The organism is Tardiphaga sp. 42S5 (assembly GCF_034044155.1).
Classification (GTDB): Bacteria; Pseudomonadota; Alphaproteobacteria; order Rhizobiales; family Xanthobacteraceae; genus Tardiphaga; species Tardiphaga robiniae.
This window is the reverse complement of sequence record NZ_CP139027.1, coordinates 2,889,843-2,905,722: the sequence shown is the minus strand read 5'-3', so window position 1 is coordinate 2,905,722 and position 15,880 is coordinate 2,889,843. Positions and strand designations below refer to the sequence as shown.

Sequence of the window (15,880 nt, the reverse complement as noted above, 5' to 3'; positions counted from 1 at the left end):
AAAGATCCAGGCTTAGAACTCGCTCTCAAGGCCACCCATGTGCTTCTGGGTGTAGAGATCGATGCCGATCCGCTCGATCAGATCGAGCTGGGTTTCGAGGAAGTCGATGTGACCTTCCTCGTCCTTCATCAGCTTCTCGAACAGGTCGCGCGAGACGTAATCCTTGACGCCGTGGCAATAGGTGGCGGCTTCTTCATAAAGCGTGCGGGCGCCGATTTCGGCAGCGAGATCGCATTCGATGATTTCCTTGACCGTCTGGCCGATGCGCAACGGATCGAGAACCTGCATGTTCGGGAAGCCGTCCAGGAAGAGAATGCGATCGGTAAAACGATCCGCGTGATTCATCTCTTCAATGGATTCCTTGCGCCACATCTTGGCCATGTCGACCAAGCCCCAGTGATTCAGGAGCCGGAAGTGCAGCCAGTACTGGCTGATCGCTGTGAGCTCGCTGCGCAGGCCCTTGTTGAGGAATTCGATGACCTTCGGGTCGCCCTTCATGATGTTCTCCTGTCTGCTGAACCCGTCCGAAACAGGCCCTCGTCTGAATTTAGAATGTTTCTAAATCAGATTCACCGGCAGGACAACCCTTCTTTGCTCAATTCGGCAAGGAGCGTGGAAAAGCTGGAAAGCTGTTGAATTTATAAGTGCTTAGGCTGCCGCTTCGATCGAGGCAATATCTGCCAGTTCGATATGCGCATGAGTCTCGGTGTGAGACTGTCCGTGGGCCGCTGTATGCGGGCATCCGGCACAGCAGGACTTGGCGCAGGCGCCCAGCGCTTCGTCCATGATCTTCTTGATCGTCCGTACGCACCGTCCGCACTGGGCGCTGCAACCGAGGCATCCATAGACCTGCCCCGGCGTACGCGGCGGACGCGCTCCGGCAACGGCACTACGGACATCATGGTCGGAAAAGACGTTGCAGGAACAAACGATCATGAGATGAAGGCGAACTCGCAGGTCAGGACCCTTCTTGGATATGTAAGAGGCCGCCCCGATGCAAAAGGAAAACGCCGACTTTGAAGCTATTCCAAACTACTGATCGCATGGAAGAAATTGGAACGAATCTAAAATTCGTCTGAGCGCTCGCAAGCGCCATGATCGGAAGACGGCTAGCCGACAGATGCCCCTATCCAGTAACCGCCTGCAGCTCGGCATGCCCTTGGGAGGGTCGCGGACCTCCGTCCGGAATGGCTTTAATATCAAGATGTAACCTGGATCGCGCGGTCCCGTTCATTGATCATTCAAGTGAAGTATGAAACTTTTCGCGTCAGGCAGCGCTATGTGTGAGCGAAGCCCGATTGAGAAAGGGAATGCCATGAAGAAAACTCTGATGGCCATTGCCGCCGTTGCCACCCTGGCCGTTTCCGCCATGGCTCCTACATCGGCAAGCGCGCAGCACTGGCGTGGACATGGCGGCGGTGGCGCGGTGGCTGCAGGTCTGATTGGCGGCGCCCTGCTTGGCGGCGCGATCGCTGCCGGTTCGGGATACTATGGTCCCGGCTATTACGGTCCCGGCTACGGCTATTACGGCCGTCCTGCCTATGTGGCCGGCCCCGGCTATTACGGCGATTGTTTCTGGCAACGTCAGCGTTTCTGGGACGGCTATGGCTGGCGCATTCGCCGCGTCCGCGTGTGCGGCTGAGATCGCAGGATCATGTGATCTCTGAGATCACTGTGATCTCCTGTTACGCATCGGAAACCTACGACATTTCCAGTGCGTGATGCTTGCAATGGCCCGAAAAAACCGCTTTTTCGGAGCATTGACTGGCTAACGTTTACATCGAATTGACGGTTGGGCGCTTCTAAGTGAGACCGTCAGTTCGAATCGCAGCGTGAGTAGACCTTTAACCGTGCGTCGCTTGCGGCGCCCTTCTGGAGAGACTTGAGATGAAGAAGACGATTTCCGCCTTGCTCGCCGCCGCGACGGTTGCCGGTTCGCTGGTTGCTGTTGCGCCTGCCGCAAAGGCCGACGGTGGCCGCATCGCCGCTGGCGTTGCCGGTGGCCTGATCGGTGGCGCTCTCCTCGGTGGCGCCATTGCAGCCAGCCGTCCGGCTCCGGCCTATGGCTACGGCTACGCCCCCGCTCCGGTTTATGTCGAACCGGAATGCCGTGTCGTCCGCCAGCGCGTCTGGGACGAATATCGCGGTGTCTGGCGTTCGCGCCCGGTCGAAGTTTGCGATTGATCTGATCTGACGACCGCGCATTCGCGCGCACGATCCAAATTCAAAACCCGGCCGTTTACGCGGCCGGGTTTTTCGTTGGGCGATTGAAGGTGCGACTATCTTGCGTTCATCGCACGCAACACCGTCTCGCTGGGCCAGCAATCGACCTTGAGGCCCGCTGACTTCTGATAGGCACCGAGCGCGGCGCGCGTCTTCATGCCGGCCTTGCCATCCATCTTGTCGGCATAGAGACCAAGCCTCGTCAGGTGCCGCTGCATGGCCTCGACATCGGTGCTGCGCAACTGGTTCGATGCCGACCACGGCGTAGCAAAGGGCTGCGCATTGGCCATTCGATCACTGAGATGGCCGACGAACAGCACATAGAGATCGGAAAAATTGTATTCCTTGATGACGAAATAGTTCTTCGTCGTCAGGAAGGCCGGGCCGTAGATCCCCTCCGGCTGCAGCAGCGACGCGGGCTGCGCCTGCTCCGCCGCGCTGAGCTTCTCACCACGGACCGGAATGAAGCCGGCACGAATCCACTCCCCAATCGGCCGGGTGACTTCTGGCACACCCATCGTACAGTCGGCATTGACCGGCGCACGCACTTCATAGGCCCAGCGCAAACCGCGCTGCCAGCCCTTGTTGGTGAGTTGCTGCGCCGCTGATGCCAGCGCATCCGGCACCGACTTCCAGATATCGACACGGCCGTCGCCGTCGAAATCGACGCCGTGCTTATCCAGTTCCGACGGCAGGAATTGCGTGAGCCCCGTCGCGCCGCCCCACGACACGCGCAGATCCTTGCGCGATACGTCGCCGCGCTCGATCAGCTTCAACGCTGCGATGAACTCGCCGCGATACTGGTCCTTGCGGCGGCCGACATATGCCTGCGTCGCCAGCACGCGAATGCCGTCATAGGGCAACGCATACCGACCGTAATCGGTCTCGCGCCCCCAGATCGCCAGGATGATTGTCGCCGGCACGCCGAAGCGCTGCTCGATGGCAGCCAGTGTCGCGCGGTGCTTCTGCAGCAGCCGCTGCCCTTCGCCGGACAGCCGGATGATGCTGGCCTCTTTCACATAGTCGGCAGGCACCTGCACGAATTCCGCCTGCGACGGCGCGCCAGTCGCAGGACGGCCGGGCAGAATGAGATCCGGAAGCTTGTAGTCCGGCTCGAGCCCGCGTGTGGCCTCATCGAAGGTCTTGCGCGAGACGCCAGCCTGCTGGGCTTCCGGCCAGAGCGAAGCAACGAAGGTGGTGAAGCCGGCGTCGGCGGCGCGGGCAACCGAGGCACTGCCCGACAGAACTAGCGCCAGCAGTGCATATTTCAGAATACGGATCATCGCCCTCAATGATGCTTGCCATGGCCATCGGCCAGTTCGTGGGCGCCCTGCCGCCGCGCTTCTTCCGTGGCGAGGTTCGACAACCGATCGACATAGGCGATGCCGACTGCCGAAAGTATGAACACCGTATGGATGATGGTCTGCCACATCACGCCGGTCTCTGTGTAGTTGCCGGCGCGGGACGAGCCCAGCGCGCCAGCCTCGATGAAGGTACGCAGCAGATGGATCGAGGAGATGCCGATGATCGCCATAGCAAGCTTGATTTTGAGCACGCTTGCGTTGACGTGGCTCAGCCATTCCGGCTCGTCCGGATGGCCCTGCAGGTTGAGCCGCGACACAAAGGTCTCGTAGCCGCCAACGATCACCATCACCAGCAGGTTGGAAATCATCACCACGTCGATCAAGCCGAGCACCGCCAGCATGATCTGCTGTTCGGTGGAATCGAAAGCGCCGTGGAACAGATGCCACAGCTCCTTAAGGAACAGCACCACGTAAACGCCCTGCGCCACGATCAGGCCGACATATAGCGGCAGTTGCAGCCAGCGCGATCCGAAAATCAGCATCGGGATCGGGCGCAACGGGAAGCCCTTCGGCGGCAGGGGCGTTTCAGGCGTCATGGACATGTCGGGGCTCGCTTGAGGGACGAATCGCGGCGCGATTGAAGTGCCGATTATATAACGCGGGTTGTGGACGCCATGATGTCGGCGTGCGCGGCGACTCGCCGCATCAGCTATTTGACAGCGACAATGAAGATCCGCGGAAATTTCAGCAAAACCTTGCCATCCGCCTGCGGCAAATAGCTGGCGGCGATGCGCGCGGTATACTCGGCAATGTAAGCCTTGCGCTCCGGCGGCTCCAGCGGATCGACGAACGGACGCAGCCCGGTGCCCTTCACCCATTCCACGATCGCGGCGGCATCGGCCAACGCATGATTGTAGACGGTGTGCCAGATCTCGACGCGGGAACACAGCGGCTGCAATGCATCGTAATACGCGCCGGGCTTCGGCAGCGAGTCACGCAGCTCCGCAGCCTTCGAGAGCTGCGCGCGCCACGGCTCGAGATAGGCGACCTCGCGCATCAGGATGTGCGAGGGCTCGTCGAGATTATCCGGCATTTGCACGGCCAGCACGCCACCGTCAGGCAAGGCACCGACCAGACGCTTCAGCTGCTTGATGTGATCCGGCACCCACTGAAACACGGCATTGGCAAACAAGACATCGGAGCCGGCCGGCGCCACCCAATGGGCGATATTGGCCTCGATGAACGTCTGCGCGGGCAGCCGTTCCCGCGCCTGCCGCAACATATCGGCCGACGTATCGACACCGATGACCGATGCTTGCGGCCAGCGATTGACCAGAAGCTCCGTCGAGTTGCCGGGTCCGCAGCCGATGTCGACGACCTTGCGGGCATCGAGAAGCGGAATCTGCGCGAGCAGATCCCGTGCCGGCCTGGTTCGCTCGTCCTCGAACTTCAGATACTGCTGCGCGCTCCAGTCGGCCATTTGAGAGTTCTCCTCAGCGCGTCAGTTTCTTGTATTTCACGCGATGCGGGATGATCGAATCCTGCCCGAGACGACGCATCTTGTCCTTCTCGTAGTCCTGGAAGTTGCCTTCAAACCATTCGACATGGCTGTCGCCTTCGAAAGCGAGCATATGGGTCGCGATACGGTCGAGGAACCAGCGGTCATGGCTGATGATCACGGCGCAACCGGCGAAGTCTTCCAGCGCCTCTTCCAGCGCACGTAGCGTGTCGACGTCGAGGTCGTTGGTCGGTTCGTCGAGCAGCAAGACGTTGGCGCCGGACTTCAGCATCTTGGCGAGATGCACGCGGTTGCGTTCACCGCCGGACAATGCGCCGACTTTCTTCTGCTGATCGCCGCCCTTGAAGTTGAACGACGAGCAGTAGCCGCGCGAATTGACTTCCTTCTTGCCGAGCAGGATCAGTTCGTTATTGCCCGAGATTTCTTCCCAGACAGTCTTCTTGCCGTCGAGCGCATCGCGCGACTGATCGACATAACCGAGATGAACGGTCTCACCGACGGTGATCGTGCCGCTATCGGGCTTCTCCTGACCAGTGATCATCTTGAAGAGCGTGGTCTTGCCGGCGCCGTTGGCGCCGATGACGCCGACGATACCGCCGGGCGGCAGCTTGAAGGTCAGATCGTCGATCAACACGCGGTCGCCGTAGGCCTTGGTGAGACCTTCGAAGTCGACCACGTTGTCGCCGAGGCGTTCGGCCACCGGAATGGTGATCTGCGCACCCTGAGTCTGCTTCTCGCTGGCCTTCTTGAGCAACTCGTCATAGCGCTGGTAGCGCGCCTTCGATTTGGCCTGACGTGCCTTGGGCGACGAGGCGATCCATTCCTGCTCGCGTTCCAGCGTCTTCTGATGGGCTGCGTCCTCGCGGCCTTCCTGTGCCAGGCGCTTCTGCTTCTGCACCAGCCAGGACGAGTAGTTGCCCTCGTAGGGAATGCCGCGGCCGCGATCGAGTTCGAGAATCCACGACGTCACATTGTCGAGGAAGTAGCGGTCATGGGTCACGATCAGGATCGCACCGGGATAGTTGCGTAGATGGCCTTCGAGCCACGACACGGATTCGGCGTCGAGATGGTTGGTCGGTTCGTCGAGCAGCAGCAGTTCGGGTGCATCAAGCAGCAGCTTGCAGAGCGCGACGCGGCGGCGTTCACCGCCGGAGAGCTTGGTGACGTCGGCATCATCAGGCGGACAACGCAGCGCGTCCATCGCCTGGTCAACCTTGCTGTCGAGATCCCAGAGGCCTTGCGCCTCGATCTCGTCCTGCAGCTTGGTCATCTCGTCGGCGGTCTCTTCCGAGTAGTTCATCGCCAGCTCGTTGTAGCGATCGAGAACAGCCTTCTGCTTGGCGACGCCAAGCATGACGTTCTCGCGGACGTTCAAAGACGCATCGAGCTGCGGTTCCTGTTCGAGATAGCCGACACGCGCGCCCTGCGCGACCCAGGCCTCGCCGGTGTATTCCTTGTCGAGGCCCGCCATGATCTTGAGCAGCGTCGACTTACCAGCGCCGTTGACACCGAGCACGCCGATCTTGGCGTCCGGGTAGAACGACAAATGGACGTTATCCAGCACCTTGCGGCTCGGATAGGCCTTGGTCAGACCCTGCATGAAGTAGACGAATTGGCGAGCCATCGTGATCCTTGAAAACCGTCGCGGGCGTGAAAAATGGGTTGTCGCTGATGTAGCGGCGTGGCCCCGAAAGGGCAACCGGGGGTCTTAAGGATTTGGTAACTCTGCACTTCTTCGAGGCAGCCGTTGTGACAATTAAAACCGCTTTTTAACGACTTCCGCCAAGAGTGCTCCCAGGGCGATCAATCATGCCCCTCGCGACTGAAGTCGCGGGCAGACAGGCGGAGCCTCGTCATGGCGATCATTACATCAGTCCCCTCTCCAGCCGCCGCCGAAACCCGCGCGGCGCGCCCAGGCCTACTCCACGAAATCCGGACGTTCTGGCAGCTGTTCTTCGTCGCCGCCTTCGATCCTTACCGGCCCGAGCAGCATTACATGCGCGGCCCGGGCCCCGCCTGTCGCGCCAAGGACCCGTCCGCGCCGGTCCCGCCCTCACATTAAGCTGATCGCACTGCCGCCGACGATGCAGACGCTTGCGCACGCCCGCGAGGCGCGCAATGTGTCCATCCCCTGACGGCTTCAACACCGTCATCACCACACCGGATGGACGATCCCATGACGCGGCTGCGCTGTGCAATTCTCGACGACTATCAGAACGTGGCCTTGACGCTTGGTGACTGGAGCGCACTCGCCGACCGCATTGAGATCACCGTCTTCGACAAGCCGTTCGCCTCAGCGGACGAAGCGGCTGCAGCGCTGAAGGATTTCGAAATCATCTGCGCCATGCGCGAGCGGACGCCGTTTCCCCGCGCGATGTTCGAGGCGCTGCCGAAACTCAAGCTGCTGATCACTTCCGGCATGCGCAATGCCGCGATCGATTTCGAGGCCGCGAAGGCTCATGACGTCACCGTCTGCGGTACCGCGATGGTGGGCAATCCGACGGCCGGCCTGACCATCGGCCTGATGCTGGAACTGACCCGCAAGATCGGCTTTGAAAACGCACGCATGAAGGCCGGCAAGCCCTGGCAGGTTACCGTCGGCGAGGACATCGAAGGCAAGACGCTGGGAATCATTGGCCTCGGCAAGCTCGGCAGCCAGGTCGCCGGCATCGGCCGCGCGCTTGGGATGAAGACCATTGCCTGGAGCACCAATCTGACGCCCGAGGCCTGCGAAAAAGCCGGCGTGACCTATGCCACCAAAGAAGAACTGTTCGCTCAGGCCGACATCATTACGATCCACCTCGTGCTGAGTGATCGCTCACGCGGATTGGTGTCACGGGTGGATCTCGCGCGGATGAAACCGACAGCCTATCTCATCAACACAGCACGCGGCCCGATCGTGGATGAAGTCGCGCTGCTCGAGACCTTGCAGGCCGGGAAAATTGCCGGTGCAGGTATCGACACCTATTCCCATGAACCGCTGCCGCTCGACAGCCCGCTGCGCAAGCTCGACAATGTCGTGATCACGCCGCATCTCGGTTATGTCACCGCGGAAAACTACAAGCGGATCTATGCGGAGATGATCGAGGGCATCGGCGGCTGGTTGAACAGCGCCCCCGTCCGCAAGCTCAACTGACGCAAGCGCTCACAGCGCAAAAGAAAACGGGCGCCGTGTGATCACACGGCGCCCGTTTTCTCGAAATCAGCTGAAAGAAATCAGCGAATGCTGACCGGGGCCGGTAGCGGCTGAACCGATGTCGGCTGGGTACCGGGCAGCGGCGCCGGCGCGGCGCTGGCGCTCGGACCGGGCACGGGCTGCGCGGAGGCGGTCGTTGCCGGAGCCTTGCCCGGCATCACCACCACGCGGGTACCGACCTTGACGCGCTCGAACAGATCCGAGACGTCGTCGTTGAGCATGCCGAAGCAGCCCGACGACACCGACTTGCCGATGGTCGACGGCTGGTTGGTGCCGTGGATACGATACACGGTGGAGCCGAGATACATCGCGCGGGCGCCGAGCGGATTGCCCTCGCCGCCGGCCATGAAGCGCGGCAGATAAGGCTGGCGCTCGATCATCTCGGTCGGCGGATGCCAATCCGGCCACTCCGCCTTGCGGGTGATCTTCTGCACACCATTCCAGGTGAAGCCGTCGCGGCCGACACGGACGCCATAGCGCATCGCGCGGTTGTTGCCGAGCACATAGTACAAATAGAAGTTCGGCGTATCGACGACGATGGTGCCCGCAGGCTCCTTCGTCACGAAATTGACTTCCTGCCGGCGGAACTGCGGCGGCAACTGCGCCGGACCGGTTTCCGGCTGATCTTCCGGAGGCAATGAAGCCACCATCACGGAGCTGCCATTGGCGCCGAGACCCTGCCCCTGAACGGAGCCGGTCACAGGAGCACCCTGCCCGCCCATGCCTTCAGGCGGACGCACCGCGCCATCGCCATTGCCTCGGTTCGAATAGACCACCGCCGGCGGCGCCATTGGGCGGCCATAGCGTGGATCGTCCGGCGACATGACCGGACCCTGCGGCATGGCGCGATCGGAATAAACCGGGGCAGCACCAGCAGGGCGACCGTAGCGCGGATCATCCGGAGACATCACCGGGCTCTGGGGCGCAATTCCGGGCGCGGATAGCCCCGTCATCGGCCGGCCACCGCGAGAGGGCGGCGCGTCATCTTCGTCGAGCGCATCAAAGTCCGGCATGGCGTCCAGCGCGCGATCGGCGCGCGAATTAGCCGGATAACCGCCCGGGGGGTAGTTGGGGTCGGCCGGGATCGAATAGCCGCTTGGCGTGCCCACAGGATAGCCCTGCGCCACCGCGAGCGAATGACCCGCGACGCTACCGAGAGCCACGGTCGCCAATGTCGTCAAAACACGCTTGATCATCATTGCCCTTGTATAAGCTCAAGCAAAAACCGGAACATGCCGTCAGATCGCGCAGGATAGCGGCGCATTCAAGACAATTCCGGAAAAAAGCTTCCCATTTCGGTCATATTCGCGAGATCACACGCCGGCGTGGCTATCTTGCCTCACCTCCGCTGAAATCACTGCTCAGGAATGCGTCCTCAGTTGTGCATCCCACTTTTTAACAAACGGTTCCTGAGGCCGTGCGTTATCCTCAAATGGTCCTGATTCGCGACGCTTTGGCGGCAGCCGATTCTGCGGAACGGGCCGCTTCCAGTGTTGTCACCGCGTCCCCGTCGTTCGAAAGCCTTCCACGGTCTGTCCGAAGGCGGAACTGCCATTCATGCTTCCGGGTTTCCGATTTCTGTTCGCAGCCGTCCTGCTCACAGTCTCGTTGGTGGTCTTCGGTCTTGGCGCCGCAGCCCTGCTGCGCTCTGCCCATCAGGAATTCGCGACCATTCCAACCAGGCGCGCGCCGCAGGCCGTCTTTGCCCAGCAGCCCGTCGAAGCTCCGCCGACATTGGCCATGCTGCGCGTCGAGGCATCCGCCCCCACCCCTGAGACTATCTCGCCGCCAGCGGTCTCCGTGACATCGATCGCAGAACAAGTGCCCCCCATCGCGGCTCCTGCGGAGCCGGAAAAGATCGCGTTGCCCGAGACTGCCGCGCCCCCGGCGACGCCGGCCGCACCGGTTGTCGAGATTACTGCCCCGGTGGCGGCGACGCCGAACCCTGACGTTGTAGCGAAGTCGGAAGCAACGAAGATCGAAGAGCGGGAACTTCTAACGACGGTTGCCGTCGCACCAGCGACCTCCGTCGAACCAGTTGCTGCCCCTCTTCCCGAGCCTGCCGCCGTTCCAGCACCAGCCGCCGCAGTAGAGGTCGTAGCGGGGCCACGACAGACGGCCACGCTGACCGACGATGACGCAAAATTGTCTTCGACGAAAATTGCGATGCTGGGCGGACCGCCCATCGATACCGAGTCAGTTCCACTGCCGAAAGCGAAGCCTGCTGCAGAGCCCGCCAGGAAGATCGTGAAGAAGCGCATCGTCGTCAAAAAGCGGCGTGTGGCCGCCAGGCCTATGGCGGCCGCTGCACCACAGCCGACCGACCCGTTCGGATTGCCGGTCGCGCGCTGACCTCGATCCCGGTTACGCCGGCCCGGTCGCGACGGGCGGACCGTCGGGCTGCCCCCATTCCGACCACGAGCCGTCATAGAGCGCTGAACCGCGCACGCCGAGACGATAAAGTGCCAGCGTCAACACCGCCGCAGATACGCCCGAGCCACATGTGGTGACGATGGGCTTGTCGAGATCGAGCCCCGTGCCGGTGAAGGCTTCGCGCAATTCTTCGAGCGGCTTCATCGTGCCGGTCGCAGCGTCGAACAACAGGTTGTAAGGCAGGTTGCGGCTGGCGGGGATGTGACCGGAGCGAATGCCCGCGCGCGGTTCAGGGACGCTTCCCTCAAAGCGATTGGCGGCACGCGCATCGATCAATTGCTCTTTGCGCGAATCCAGATTGGCAACGACCTGCGCCTTACTGCGGATGTACGACTTGTCGAGCGTGGCACTGAAAGTGCCAGGCTTCGGTGACGACTTTCCGGTTTCTATCGCACGCCCTTCGGCCTTCCACTTCTTCAGCCCGCCATCGAGCACCTTCACATTGGCGTGGCCGTAAGAGAGGAACATCCACCACGCCCGTGGCGCCGCGACCCAGCCACCCGCATCATAGGCGACGACCGTATCATCAGAGGAAATGCCGAGCGCGGCGATGTCGCGCGCGAACTGGTCAGCATCCGGATACATATGCGGCAACGGCACGGAGTGATCGGAGACCGCATCGACATCGAAGAACACCGCGCCTGGAATGTGTGCCGCCAGATAATCATCAACCGGCAACGGCAGCACGCCTGGCATCTTGAACGACGCATCGATGACCTTCACCTTGGGATCGCCAAGATGCGCGGCGAGCCATTCGGTCGAGACGAGAGGATCAGTGCTGGATGTCATGCTGCTCTTTCTTCTGTCATTCCGGGACGCGCTCTTGCGCAGACCCGGAATCTCGCGGTGTTAAGCTATCTCCAGATTCCGGGTTCACCCGCAGTTATCGCTACGCGCCCCCCGGAATGACGACAAATATCGACTACTTCGGCTCGACCTTCTCGACCGCACCGCCGGCATCGCGCCAGGCGGTGAAGCCGCCGCCCAGATGCGCCACCGGCTTCAGGCCCATATCGGCCGCGGTCTTGGCGGCCAGTGCCGAGCGCCAGCCGCTGGCGCAATGGAAAATGAACTTCTTGTCTTCCTGAAAGATCGGCTTGCCATAGGGGCTTTCCGGATCGATCCAGAATTCCAGCATGCCGCGGGTGCAGGAGAACGAGCCGGGGATCTTGCCTTCGCGTTCGATCTCGCGGGGATCGCGGATATCGACGATAACGACATCCGGGCTTTCCGCCGCTTTCATTACGTCCTCGACGCTCATGGTCTCGATCTGCTTGTTGGCTTCGTCGAGCAGCGCCTTGTAGCCGCGGGTAATCGTCTGCGTCATGCTTTTCGCACCAGTTCCTTCATTGCACCTTCGAGACCTTCAATCGTCAGCGGATACATCCGTTCCGAGAACAGCCGGCGAATGATGGTCGTGGACTCCGAGTAGTCCCAGTGCCGCTTGGCGACAGGATTGAGCCACACCGCATTCGGATAGGTCTGCGTGATGCGCTCCAGCCAGACCGAGCCGGACTCTTCATTCACATGTTCGACCGAACCGCCGGGCACCATGATCTCATAAGGCGACATCGAGGCGTCGCCGACGAACACTATCTTGTAGTCATGGGCATATTTGTGCAGCACGTCCCAGGTCGGCGTGCGGTCCGTGAAGCGGCGTTTGTTCTGCTTCCACACGCCTTCATAGAGGCAGTTGTGGAAGTAGAAATACTCCATGTGCTTGAATTCGCTCTTCGCCGCCGAAAACAGTTCCTCGACCTGCTCGATATGCGAATCCATGGATCCGCCGATATCGAAGAACACCAGCACCTTGACCGCGTTGCGCCGTTCCGGGCGCATGTGGACGTCGAGATAGCCATGATTGGCGGTCTCCCGAATCGTGGTGTCGAGATCGAGCTCATCCGGCGCACCAGTGCGGGCAAACTTGCGCAGACGGCGCAGCGCCACCTTGATGTTGCGGATTCCAAGTTCGACATTGCCGTCGAGATCCTGGAACTCGCGCTTGTCCCAGACTTTCACCGCGCGCCGGTGACGGCTCTTTTCCTGGCCGATACGGATGCCTTCGGGATTGTAACCTTCGGCGCCAAACGGTGAGGTCCCGGCGGTGCCGATCCATTTGTTGCCGCCCTGATGGCGTTCCTTCTGCTCCTCAAGGCGCTTCCGCAGGGTTTCCATGAGCTTGTCCCAGCCCATGGCCTCGATCTGCTTCTTCTCTTCCTCGGTGAGATATTTCTCGGCGAGCTTCTTCAGCCACTCGGCGGGAATCTCCGCCTTTTCCATGGCGTCGAGCAGGCTCTCAAGCCCCTTGAAGACCGTGCCGAACACCCGATCGAACTTGTCGAGATTGCGCTCGTCCTTCACCAGCGCTGCGCGGGATAAATAATAGAAATTCTCTACCGACTGATCAGCGAGGTCGGCGTCGAGCGCCTCCATCAGCGTGAGATATTCGCGCAGGGTCACCGGGACCTGTGCATCGCGCAGCGATGTGAAGAATTGCAAGAACATGATTGACAGATTGCCCGACCACCCGCGTCCGTCAAGGGCCGGATGTGGTAGAAGCCTACACAGCTCCGTGGCTCGTCATCGCAGCGCACATCCGAAATAAGCGAGATTTGTCAGTCAAACCGGGGTGAATTCCGCTCCGCGGCATGGTGAAGCGATGGTTGTCAGATTGCAGGTATTTGTTTCAACAATTCCGGCGTCAGTAACCACGCAACGCGGTGTCCCTCCGTCGGCGGGCATTCTTAGCTATCGTGAAAGCAACGACGGCCATGGTGATGGCCTGTTTTGCTGTCAACATAGAACCGAATGACCGTACCCACGACACTGACCAGCAGTTCGCCGAGCCGCCTCTCCGCGCCCGGTGTGATCGTCACGCTGTTCGTGCTGGCGATGAGTGCGTGCGTGCTCGGGCTTGTCGTCTGGAAGGCGCTCGATGCCCGCCAAGCCGTGCTGGCGCAAAGCGAGACCGATAGTCGAAACCTCGCACATTCGCTGGTCGAACATGCTTCGCGCTCGATACAGGCCATCGATATCGCCATGAGCGGGATGGCAGATCTGCTGAAGTACCAAAACCCGCAGCCGGATCGCTTCAACACGTTTCTGGCCAATACGGCGAATGCACTGCCACAGCTCCGCGAAATCGGTGTATTCGATACGCTGGGGAACTGGCGTTATTCCTCGTTGCCGGAAACGCCAACGCACAATAATTCCGACCGCGACTATTTCACCTATCATCGCGATCACACCGACTCCAATATCAGGATCAACGCTCCCATCACGTCGCGGCTAACCGGCCGCACGTCAATCATCCTGTCGAAGCGGATCGACGGGCCCGACGGCAGCTTCAAAGGTGTGCTGACGGGCGCAATCGACAACCAGTACTTCAGCGATTTCTACAAAACATTCCAGATCGGCGAGAGCGGCGGCATCAGCCTGATCCGAAGCGACGGCACGCTGCTGATTCACTGGCCATCGATGGAGGTGGGGAAAGATCTCTCCGGAACTCAGCTCATTCAGACCCGTCTGAAACAGAGTCTGGCAGGCTTCTACAAGATCGATTCGCCGTTCGACGGCATCACCAAATATTTCAGCTACGAGCAAACCACGCAGTATCCGCTGATCGTCACGGTTGCGATTCCGGAAGATCAGGTGCTGGCGATATGGAAGAGCAATCTGCTGTCCGACGTTATCGTTGCTTCAGTCCTGCTCTGCACCGTGATCCTACTCGCCGCCCTGCTATCGACCCAGTTTCGCTTCCGGCTCAACATGGAACACGCGCTCCGCGAGCGCGAGTCCCACTATCGCCTGCTTGCCGACAACATCGCTGATGTCATCATTCTGCTCGATAGCTTCGGGAATATCGTCTTCGTCTCGCACTCGGTCGAACTCGTCCTGGGACACAGTCCGAACGAGCTGCTCGGGCGGTCCTGCTTTGAACTGGTGCATCCGGACGATGTCGAAACCGTGAAGGCTGCCAGCGCGCAGCTTACAGATCTCACCGCAAACCGCACGGTGATCTTCAGGACCTATCGCCACGACAAATCACTGGCGTGGGTAGAAGTAAACTTCAAGCTGGCCATGCGCGCGACGGATCGCGAAAAGGTCGAGATTGTCGGCGTGCTGCGCGACGTCACCTTGCGCAAGAGGATGCAAGACGAGTTGACCGCGCTGAATTCCAAACTCGCCGAACTCGCGACCACCGACGGGCTGACGGGACTGGCCAACCGCCGCACGCTCGACGGCTTTATGCGCCGCGCCTATGAGCAGCATGAGCAGATGTCTGTGCTGCTGATCGATGTCGACAACTTCAAGGGCTATAATGACAACAACGGCCACCAGGCCGGCGACGAATGCCTGAAACGCGTCGCATCCGTCATCGCCGATGCCACGATCAATACGCCGGCATTGTCCGCACGCTATGGTGGCGAGGAATTTGCCATCGTTTTGCCGGACGTATCCGAGGCCGATGCGATCACTATCGCGGAAGCCCTGCGCCTTCGGGTCAGGGCATTGGAGATTCCAAATATGGCATCAACCCGTGGCCACCTGTCGATCAGCGTCGGCGTTGCCAGCCGGAACAGCCTAACCTCGAACGAAGCCGTCCTGGTCGGCGAGGCCGATCTGGCGCTTTACGAGGCCAAACGACGTGGTCGAGATTGCGTTGTCGCCAATTCGGCGCTGCAACGCGAATATTTCAGCGCGGGCTTTTCGCACAACGGCTGATCCGCCAATTGCCGCCAGACCGCCCGGCTTTTCCCCGCCATGATATGTTCTTCGTCATCGCAAAAGGTCCCGCGAAGTGCCCGGAATGGTGGCTGGACCTGACCAATAATTCAATTAAACTTCGCCCGGAAACGTGCCGACTGGTCAAATTGGCCAACGGCTGATGATCACAACAGGAATGGCGCGTCACTTGATGTCGCCGGCGAAGGATTGATCCATGGGAATTCTCGCAGCATTGCTGATCGGCGCCATTGCCGGCTGGTTGGCCGGGTTGATCGTTCGTGGCGCCGGCTTCGGCCTGCTCGGCAATATCGTGATCGGCATCATCGGCGCACTGGTCGCTGGCTGGCTGCTGCCGCGCCTGGGTGTGAGCCTTGGCGTCGGGGCGATCCGCGACATCATCAACGCCACCATCGGCGCGGTGATCGTGCTCGTCATCCTGTCGCTGATCCGGCGCTAACGTCGTATCCCCCACTCTGC

17 protein-coding genes are annotated in these 15,880 nt (G+C 60.8%); 7 read left to right on the top strand and 10 right to left on the bottom strand.

The annotated features are described in order from the left end of the window. Positions 1-12 precede the first annotated feature (12 nt). Positions 13-498 carry a bacterioferritin gene (gene bfr / locus SFY93_RS13545; protein WP_068732242.1) on the bottom strand — a complete coding sequence of 162 codons (486 nt, stop codon included), beginning with the start codon at positions 496-498 and terminating at the stop codon, positions 13-15. Between the two features lie 150 nt (positions 499-648). Next, positions 649-936: a (2Fe-2S)-binding protein gene (locus tag SFY93_RS13540; RefSeq protein ID WP_068732239.1), complete on the bottom strand. Its 288-nt coding sequence runs from the start codon at positions 934-936 to the stop codon at positions 649-651. Between the two features lie 379 nt (positions 937-1,315). On the opposite strand from SFY93_RS13540, the gene SFY93_RS13535 reads away from it, so the two are divergent. Next, positions 1,316-1,642, top strand: a complete 327-nt coding sequence (locus SFY93_RS13535; protein WP_093760596.1) for a hypothetical protein — start codon at positions 1,316-1,318, stop codon at positions 1,640-1,642. A 245-nt stretch (positions 1,643-1,887) separates the two neighbouring features. Further along, positions 1,888-2,184 carry a hypothetical protein gene (locus tag SFY93_RS13530; protein WP_068732235.1) on the top strand — a complete coding sequence of 99 codons (297 nt, stop codon included), beginning with the start codon at positions 1,888-1,890 and terminating at the stop codon, positions 2,182-2,184. Between the two features lie 95 nt (positions 2,185-2,279). Here the strand turns inward: SFY93_RS13530 and SFY93_RS13525 are convergent, their stop codons facing one another. The 4 genes from SFY93_RS13525 to ettA form a co-directional block, all read right to left on the bottom strand. Continuing rightward, positions 2,280-3,506: a lytic murein transglycosylase gene (locus SFY93_RS13525; protein WP_320447478.1), complete on the bottom strand. Its 1,227-nt coding sequence runs from the start codon at positions 3,504-3,506 to the stop codon at positions 2,280-2,282. A 5-nt stretch (positions 3,507-3,511) separates the two neighbouring features. Then, positions 3,512-4,129, bottom strand: coding sequence for a TIGR00645 family protein (locus SFY93_RS13520; protein WP_089267384.1), 618 nt, complete (start codon positions 4,127-4,129; stop codon positions 3,512-3,514). 107 nt (positions 4,130-4,236) lie between these two features. After that, positions 4,237-5,007, bottom strand: coding sequence for a trans-aconitate 2-methyltransferase (tam, locus tag SFY93_RS13515; protein ID WP_089267385.1), 771 nt, complete (start codon positions 5,005-5,007; stop codon positions 4,237-4,239). Positions 5,008-5,020: 13 nt separating this feature from the next. Beyond that, positions 5,021-6,670: an energy-dependent translational throttle protein EttA gene (ettA, locus tag SFY93_RS13510; RefSeq protein WP_320447477.1), complete on the bottom strand. Its 1,650-nt coding sequence runs from the start codon at positions 6,668-6,670 to the stop codon at positions 5,021-5,023. 231 nt (positions 6,671-6,901) lie between these two features. On the opposite strand from ettA, the gene SFY93_RS13505 reads away from it, so the two are divergent. Further along, positions 6,902-7,108: a hypothetical protein gene (locus tag SFY93_RS13505; protein ID WP_315841279.1), complete on the top strand. Its 207-nt coding sequence runs from the start codon at positions 6,902-6,904 to the stop codon at positions 7,106-7,108. A gap of 114 nt (positions 7,109-7,222) precedes the next feature. Then, complete coding sequence (locus SFY93_RS13500; RefSeq protein WP_320447476.1) at positions 7,223-8,182, top strand: D-2-hydroxyacid dehydrogenase family protein; 960 nt, start codon at positions 7,223-7,225, stop codon at positions 8,180-8,182. An 80-nt stretch (positions 8,183-8,262) separates the two neighbouring features. Here the strand turns inward: SFY93_RS13500 and SFY93_RS13495 are convergent, their stop codons facing one another. After that, on the bottom strand, positions 8,263-9,441 hold the full coding sequence (locus SFY93_RS13495; protein WP_093760602.1) for a L,D-transpeptidase family protein: 1,179 nt from the start codon (positions 9,439-9,441) through the stop codon (positions 8,263-8,265). Positions 9,442-9,799: 358 nt separating this feature from the next. On the opposite strand from SFY93_RS13495, the gene SFY93_RS13490 reads away from it, so the two are divergent. Continuing rightward, positions 9,800-10,594 (top strand): hypothetical protein, encoded by a 795-nt coding sequence (locus SFY93_RS13490; RefSeq protein ID WP_320447475.1) that lies wholly within the window; start codon positions 9,800-9,802, stop codon positions 10,592-10,594. Positions 10,595-10,606: 12 nt separating this feature from the next. On the opposite strand, the gene sseA is transcribed toward SFY93_RS13490, so the two are convergent. From sseA to SFY93_RS13475, 3 genes are all read right to left on the bottom strand, one after another. Beyond that, complete coding sequence (gene sseA / locus SFY93_RS13485; protein ID WP_320447474.1) at positions 10,607-11,464, bottom strand: 3-mercaptopyruvate sulfurtransferase; 858 nt, start codon at positions 11,462-11,464, stop codon at positions 10,607-10,609. A 133-nt stretch (positions 11,465-11,597) separates the two neighbouring features. Next, the gene (locus tag SFY93_RS13480) at positions 11,598-12,002 is read right to left on the bottom strand and encodes a rhodanese-like domain-containing protein (RefSeq protein ID WP_320447473.1); all 405 of its coding nucleotides are present in this window, start codon (positions 12,000-12,002) and stop codon (positions 11,598-11,600) included. Beyond that, positions 11,999-13,180 carry a vWA domain-containing protein gene (locus SFY93_RS13475; RefSeq protein ID WP_320447472.1) on the bottom strand — a complete coding sequence of 394 codons (1,182 nt, stop codon included), beginning with the start codon at positions 13,178-13,180 and terminating at the stop codon, positions 11,999-12,001. Before SFY93_RS13475 ends, SFY93_RS13480 begins: the two co-directional genes overlap by 4 nt. A 303-nt stretch (positions 13,181-13,483) precedes the next feature. Here SFY93_RS13475 and SFY93_RS13470 point away from each other — a divergent pair, with 303 nt between their 5' ends. Beyond that, positions 13,484-15,400 carry a diguanylate cyclase gene (locus SFY93_RS13470; RefSeq protein WP_320447471.1) on the top strand — a complete coding sequence of 639 codons (1,917 nt, stop codon included), beginning with the start codon at positions 13,484-13,486 and terminating at the stop codon, positions 15,398-15,400. A gap of 217 nt (positions 15,401-15,617) precedes the next feature. Continuing rightward, the gene (locus tag SFY93_RS13465) at positions 15,618-15,860 is read left to right on the top strand and encodes a GlsB/YeaQ/YmgE family stress response membrane protein (RefSeq protein WP_068732215.1); all 243 of its coding nucleotides are present in this window, start codon (positions 15,618-15,620) and stop codon (positions 15,858-15,860) included. Positions 15,861-15,880: the final 20 nt, after the last annotated feature.

What these genes read in the sequence shown, in the direction of transcription:
- SFY93_RS13480 (WP_320447473.1), bottom strand. Translation starts at nt 12,002, where the DNA reads ATGACGCAGACGATTACCCGCGGCTACAAGGCGCTGCTCGACGAAGCC.
- SFY93_RS13500 (WP_320447476.1), top strand. Translation starts at nt 7,223, where the DNA reads ATGACGCGGCTGCGCTGTGCAATTCTCGACGACTATCAGAACGTGGCC.
- ettA (WP_320447477.1), bottom strand. Translation starts at nt 6,670, where the DNA reads ATGGCTCGCCAATTCGTCTACTTCATGCAGGGTCTGACCAAGGCCTAT.
- SFY93_RS13520 (WP_089267384.1), bottom strand. Translation starts at nt 4,129, where the DNA reads ATGTCCATGACGCCTGAAACGCCCCTGCCGCCGAAGGGCTTCCCGTTG.
- SFY93_RS13535 (WP_093760596.1), top strand. Translation starts at nt 1,316, where the DNA reads ATGAAGAAAACTCTGATGGCCATTGCCGCCGTTGCCACCCTGGCCGTT.
- sseA (WP_320447474.1), bottom strand. Translation starts at nt 11,464, where the DNA reads ATGACATCCAGCACTGATCCTCTCGTCTCGACCGAATGGCTCGCCGCG.
- SFY93_RS13525 (WP_320447478.1), bottom strand. Translation starts at nt 3,506, where the DNA reads ATGATCCGTATTCTGAAATATGCACTGCTGGCGCTAGTTCTGTCGGGC.
- SFY93_RS13490 (WP_320447475.1), top strand. Translation starts at nt 9,800, where the DNA reads ATGCTTCCGGGTTTCCGATTTCTGTTCGCAGCCGTCCTGCTCACAGTC.
- tam (WP_089267385.1), bottom strand. Translation starts at nt 5,007, where the DNA reads ATGGCCGACTGGAGCGCGCAGCAGTATCTGAAGTTCGAGGACGAGCGA.
- SFY93_RS13530 (WP_068732235.1), top strand. Translation starts at nt 1,888, where the DNA reads ATGAAGAAGACGATTTCCGCCTTGCTCGCCGCCGCGACGGTTGCCGGT.
- SFY93_RS13475 (WP_320447472.1), bottom strand. Translation starts at nt 13,180, where the DNA reads ATGTTCTTGCAATTCTTCACATCGCTGCGCGATGCACAGGTCCCGGTG.
- SFY93_RS13495 (WP_093760602.1), bottom strand. Translation starts at nt 9,441, where the DNA reads ATGATGATCAAGCGTGTTTTGACGACATTGGCGACCGTGGCTCTCGGT.
- SFY93_RS13470 (WP_320447471.1), top strand. Translation starts at nt 13,484, where the DNA reads ATGACCGTACCCACGACACTGACCAGCAGTTCGCCGAGCCGCCTCTCC.
- bfr (WP_068732242.1), bottom strand. Translation starts at nt 498, where the DNA reads ATGAAGGGCGACCCGAAGGTCATCGAATTCCTCAACAAGGGCCTGCGC.
- SFY93_RS13505 (WP_315841279.1), top strand. Translation starts at nt 6,902, where the DNA reads ATGGCGATCATTACATCAGTCCCCTCTCCAGCCGCCGCCGAAACCCGC.
- SFY93_RS13465 (WP_068732215.1), top strand. Translation starts at nt 15,618, where the DNA reads ATGGGAATTCTCGCAGCATTGCTGATCGGCGCCATTGCCGGCTGGTTG.
- SFY93_RS13540 (WP_068732239.1), bottom strand. Translation starts at nt 936, where the DNA reads ATGATCGTTTGTTCCTGCAACGTCTTTTCCGACCATGATGTCCGTAGT.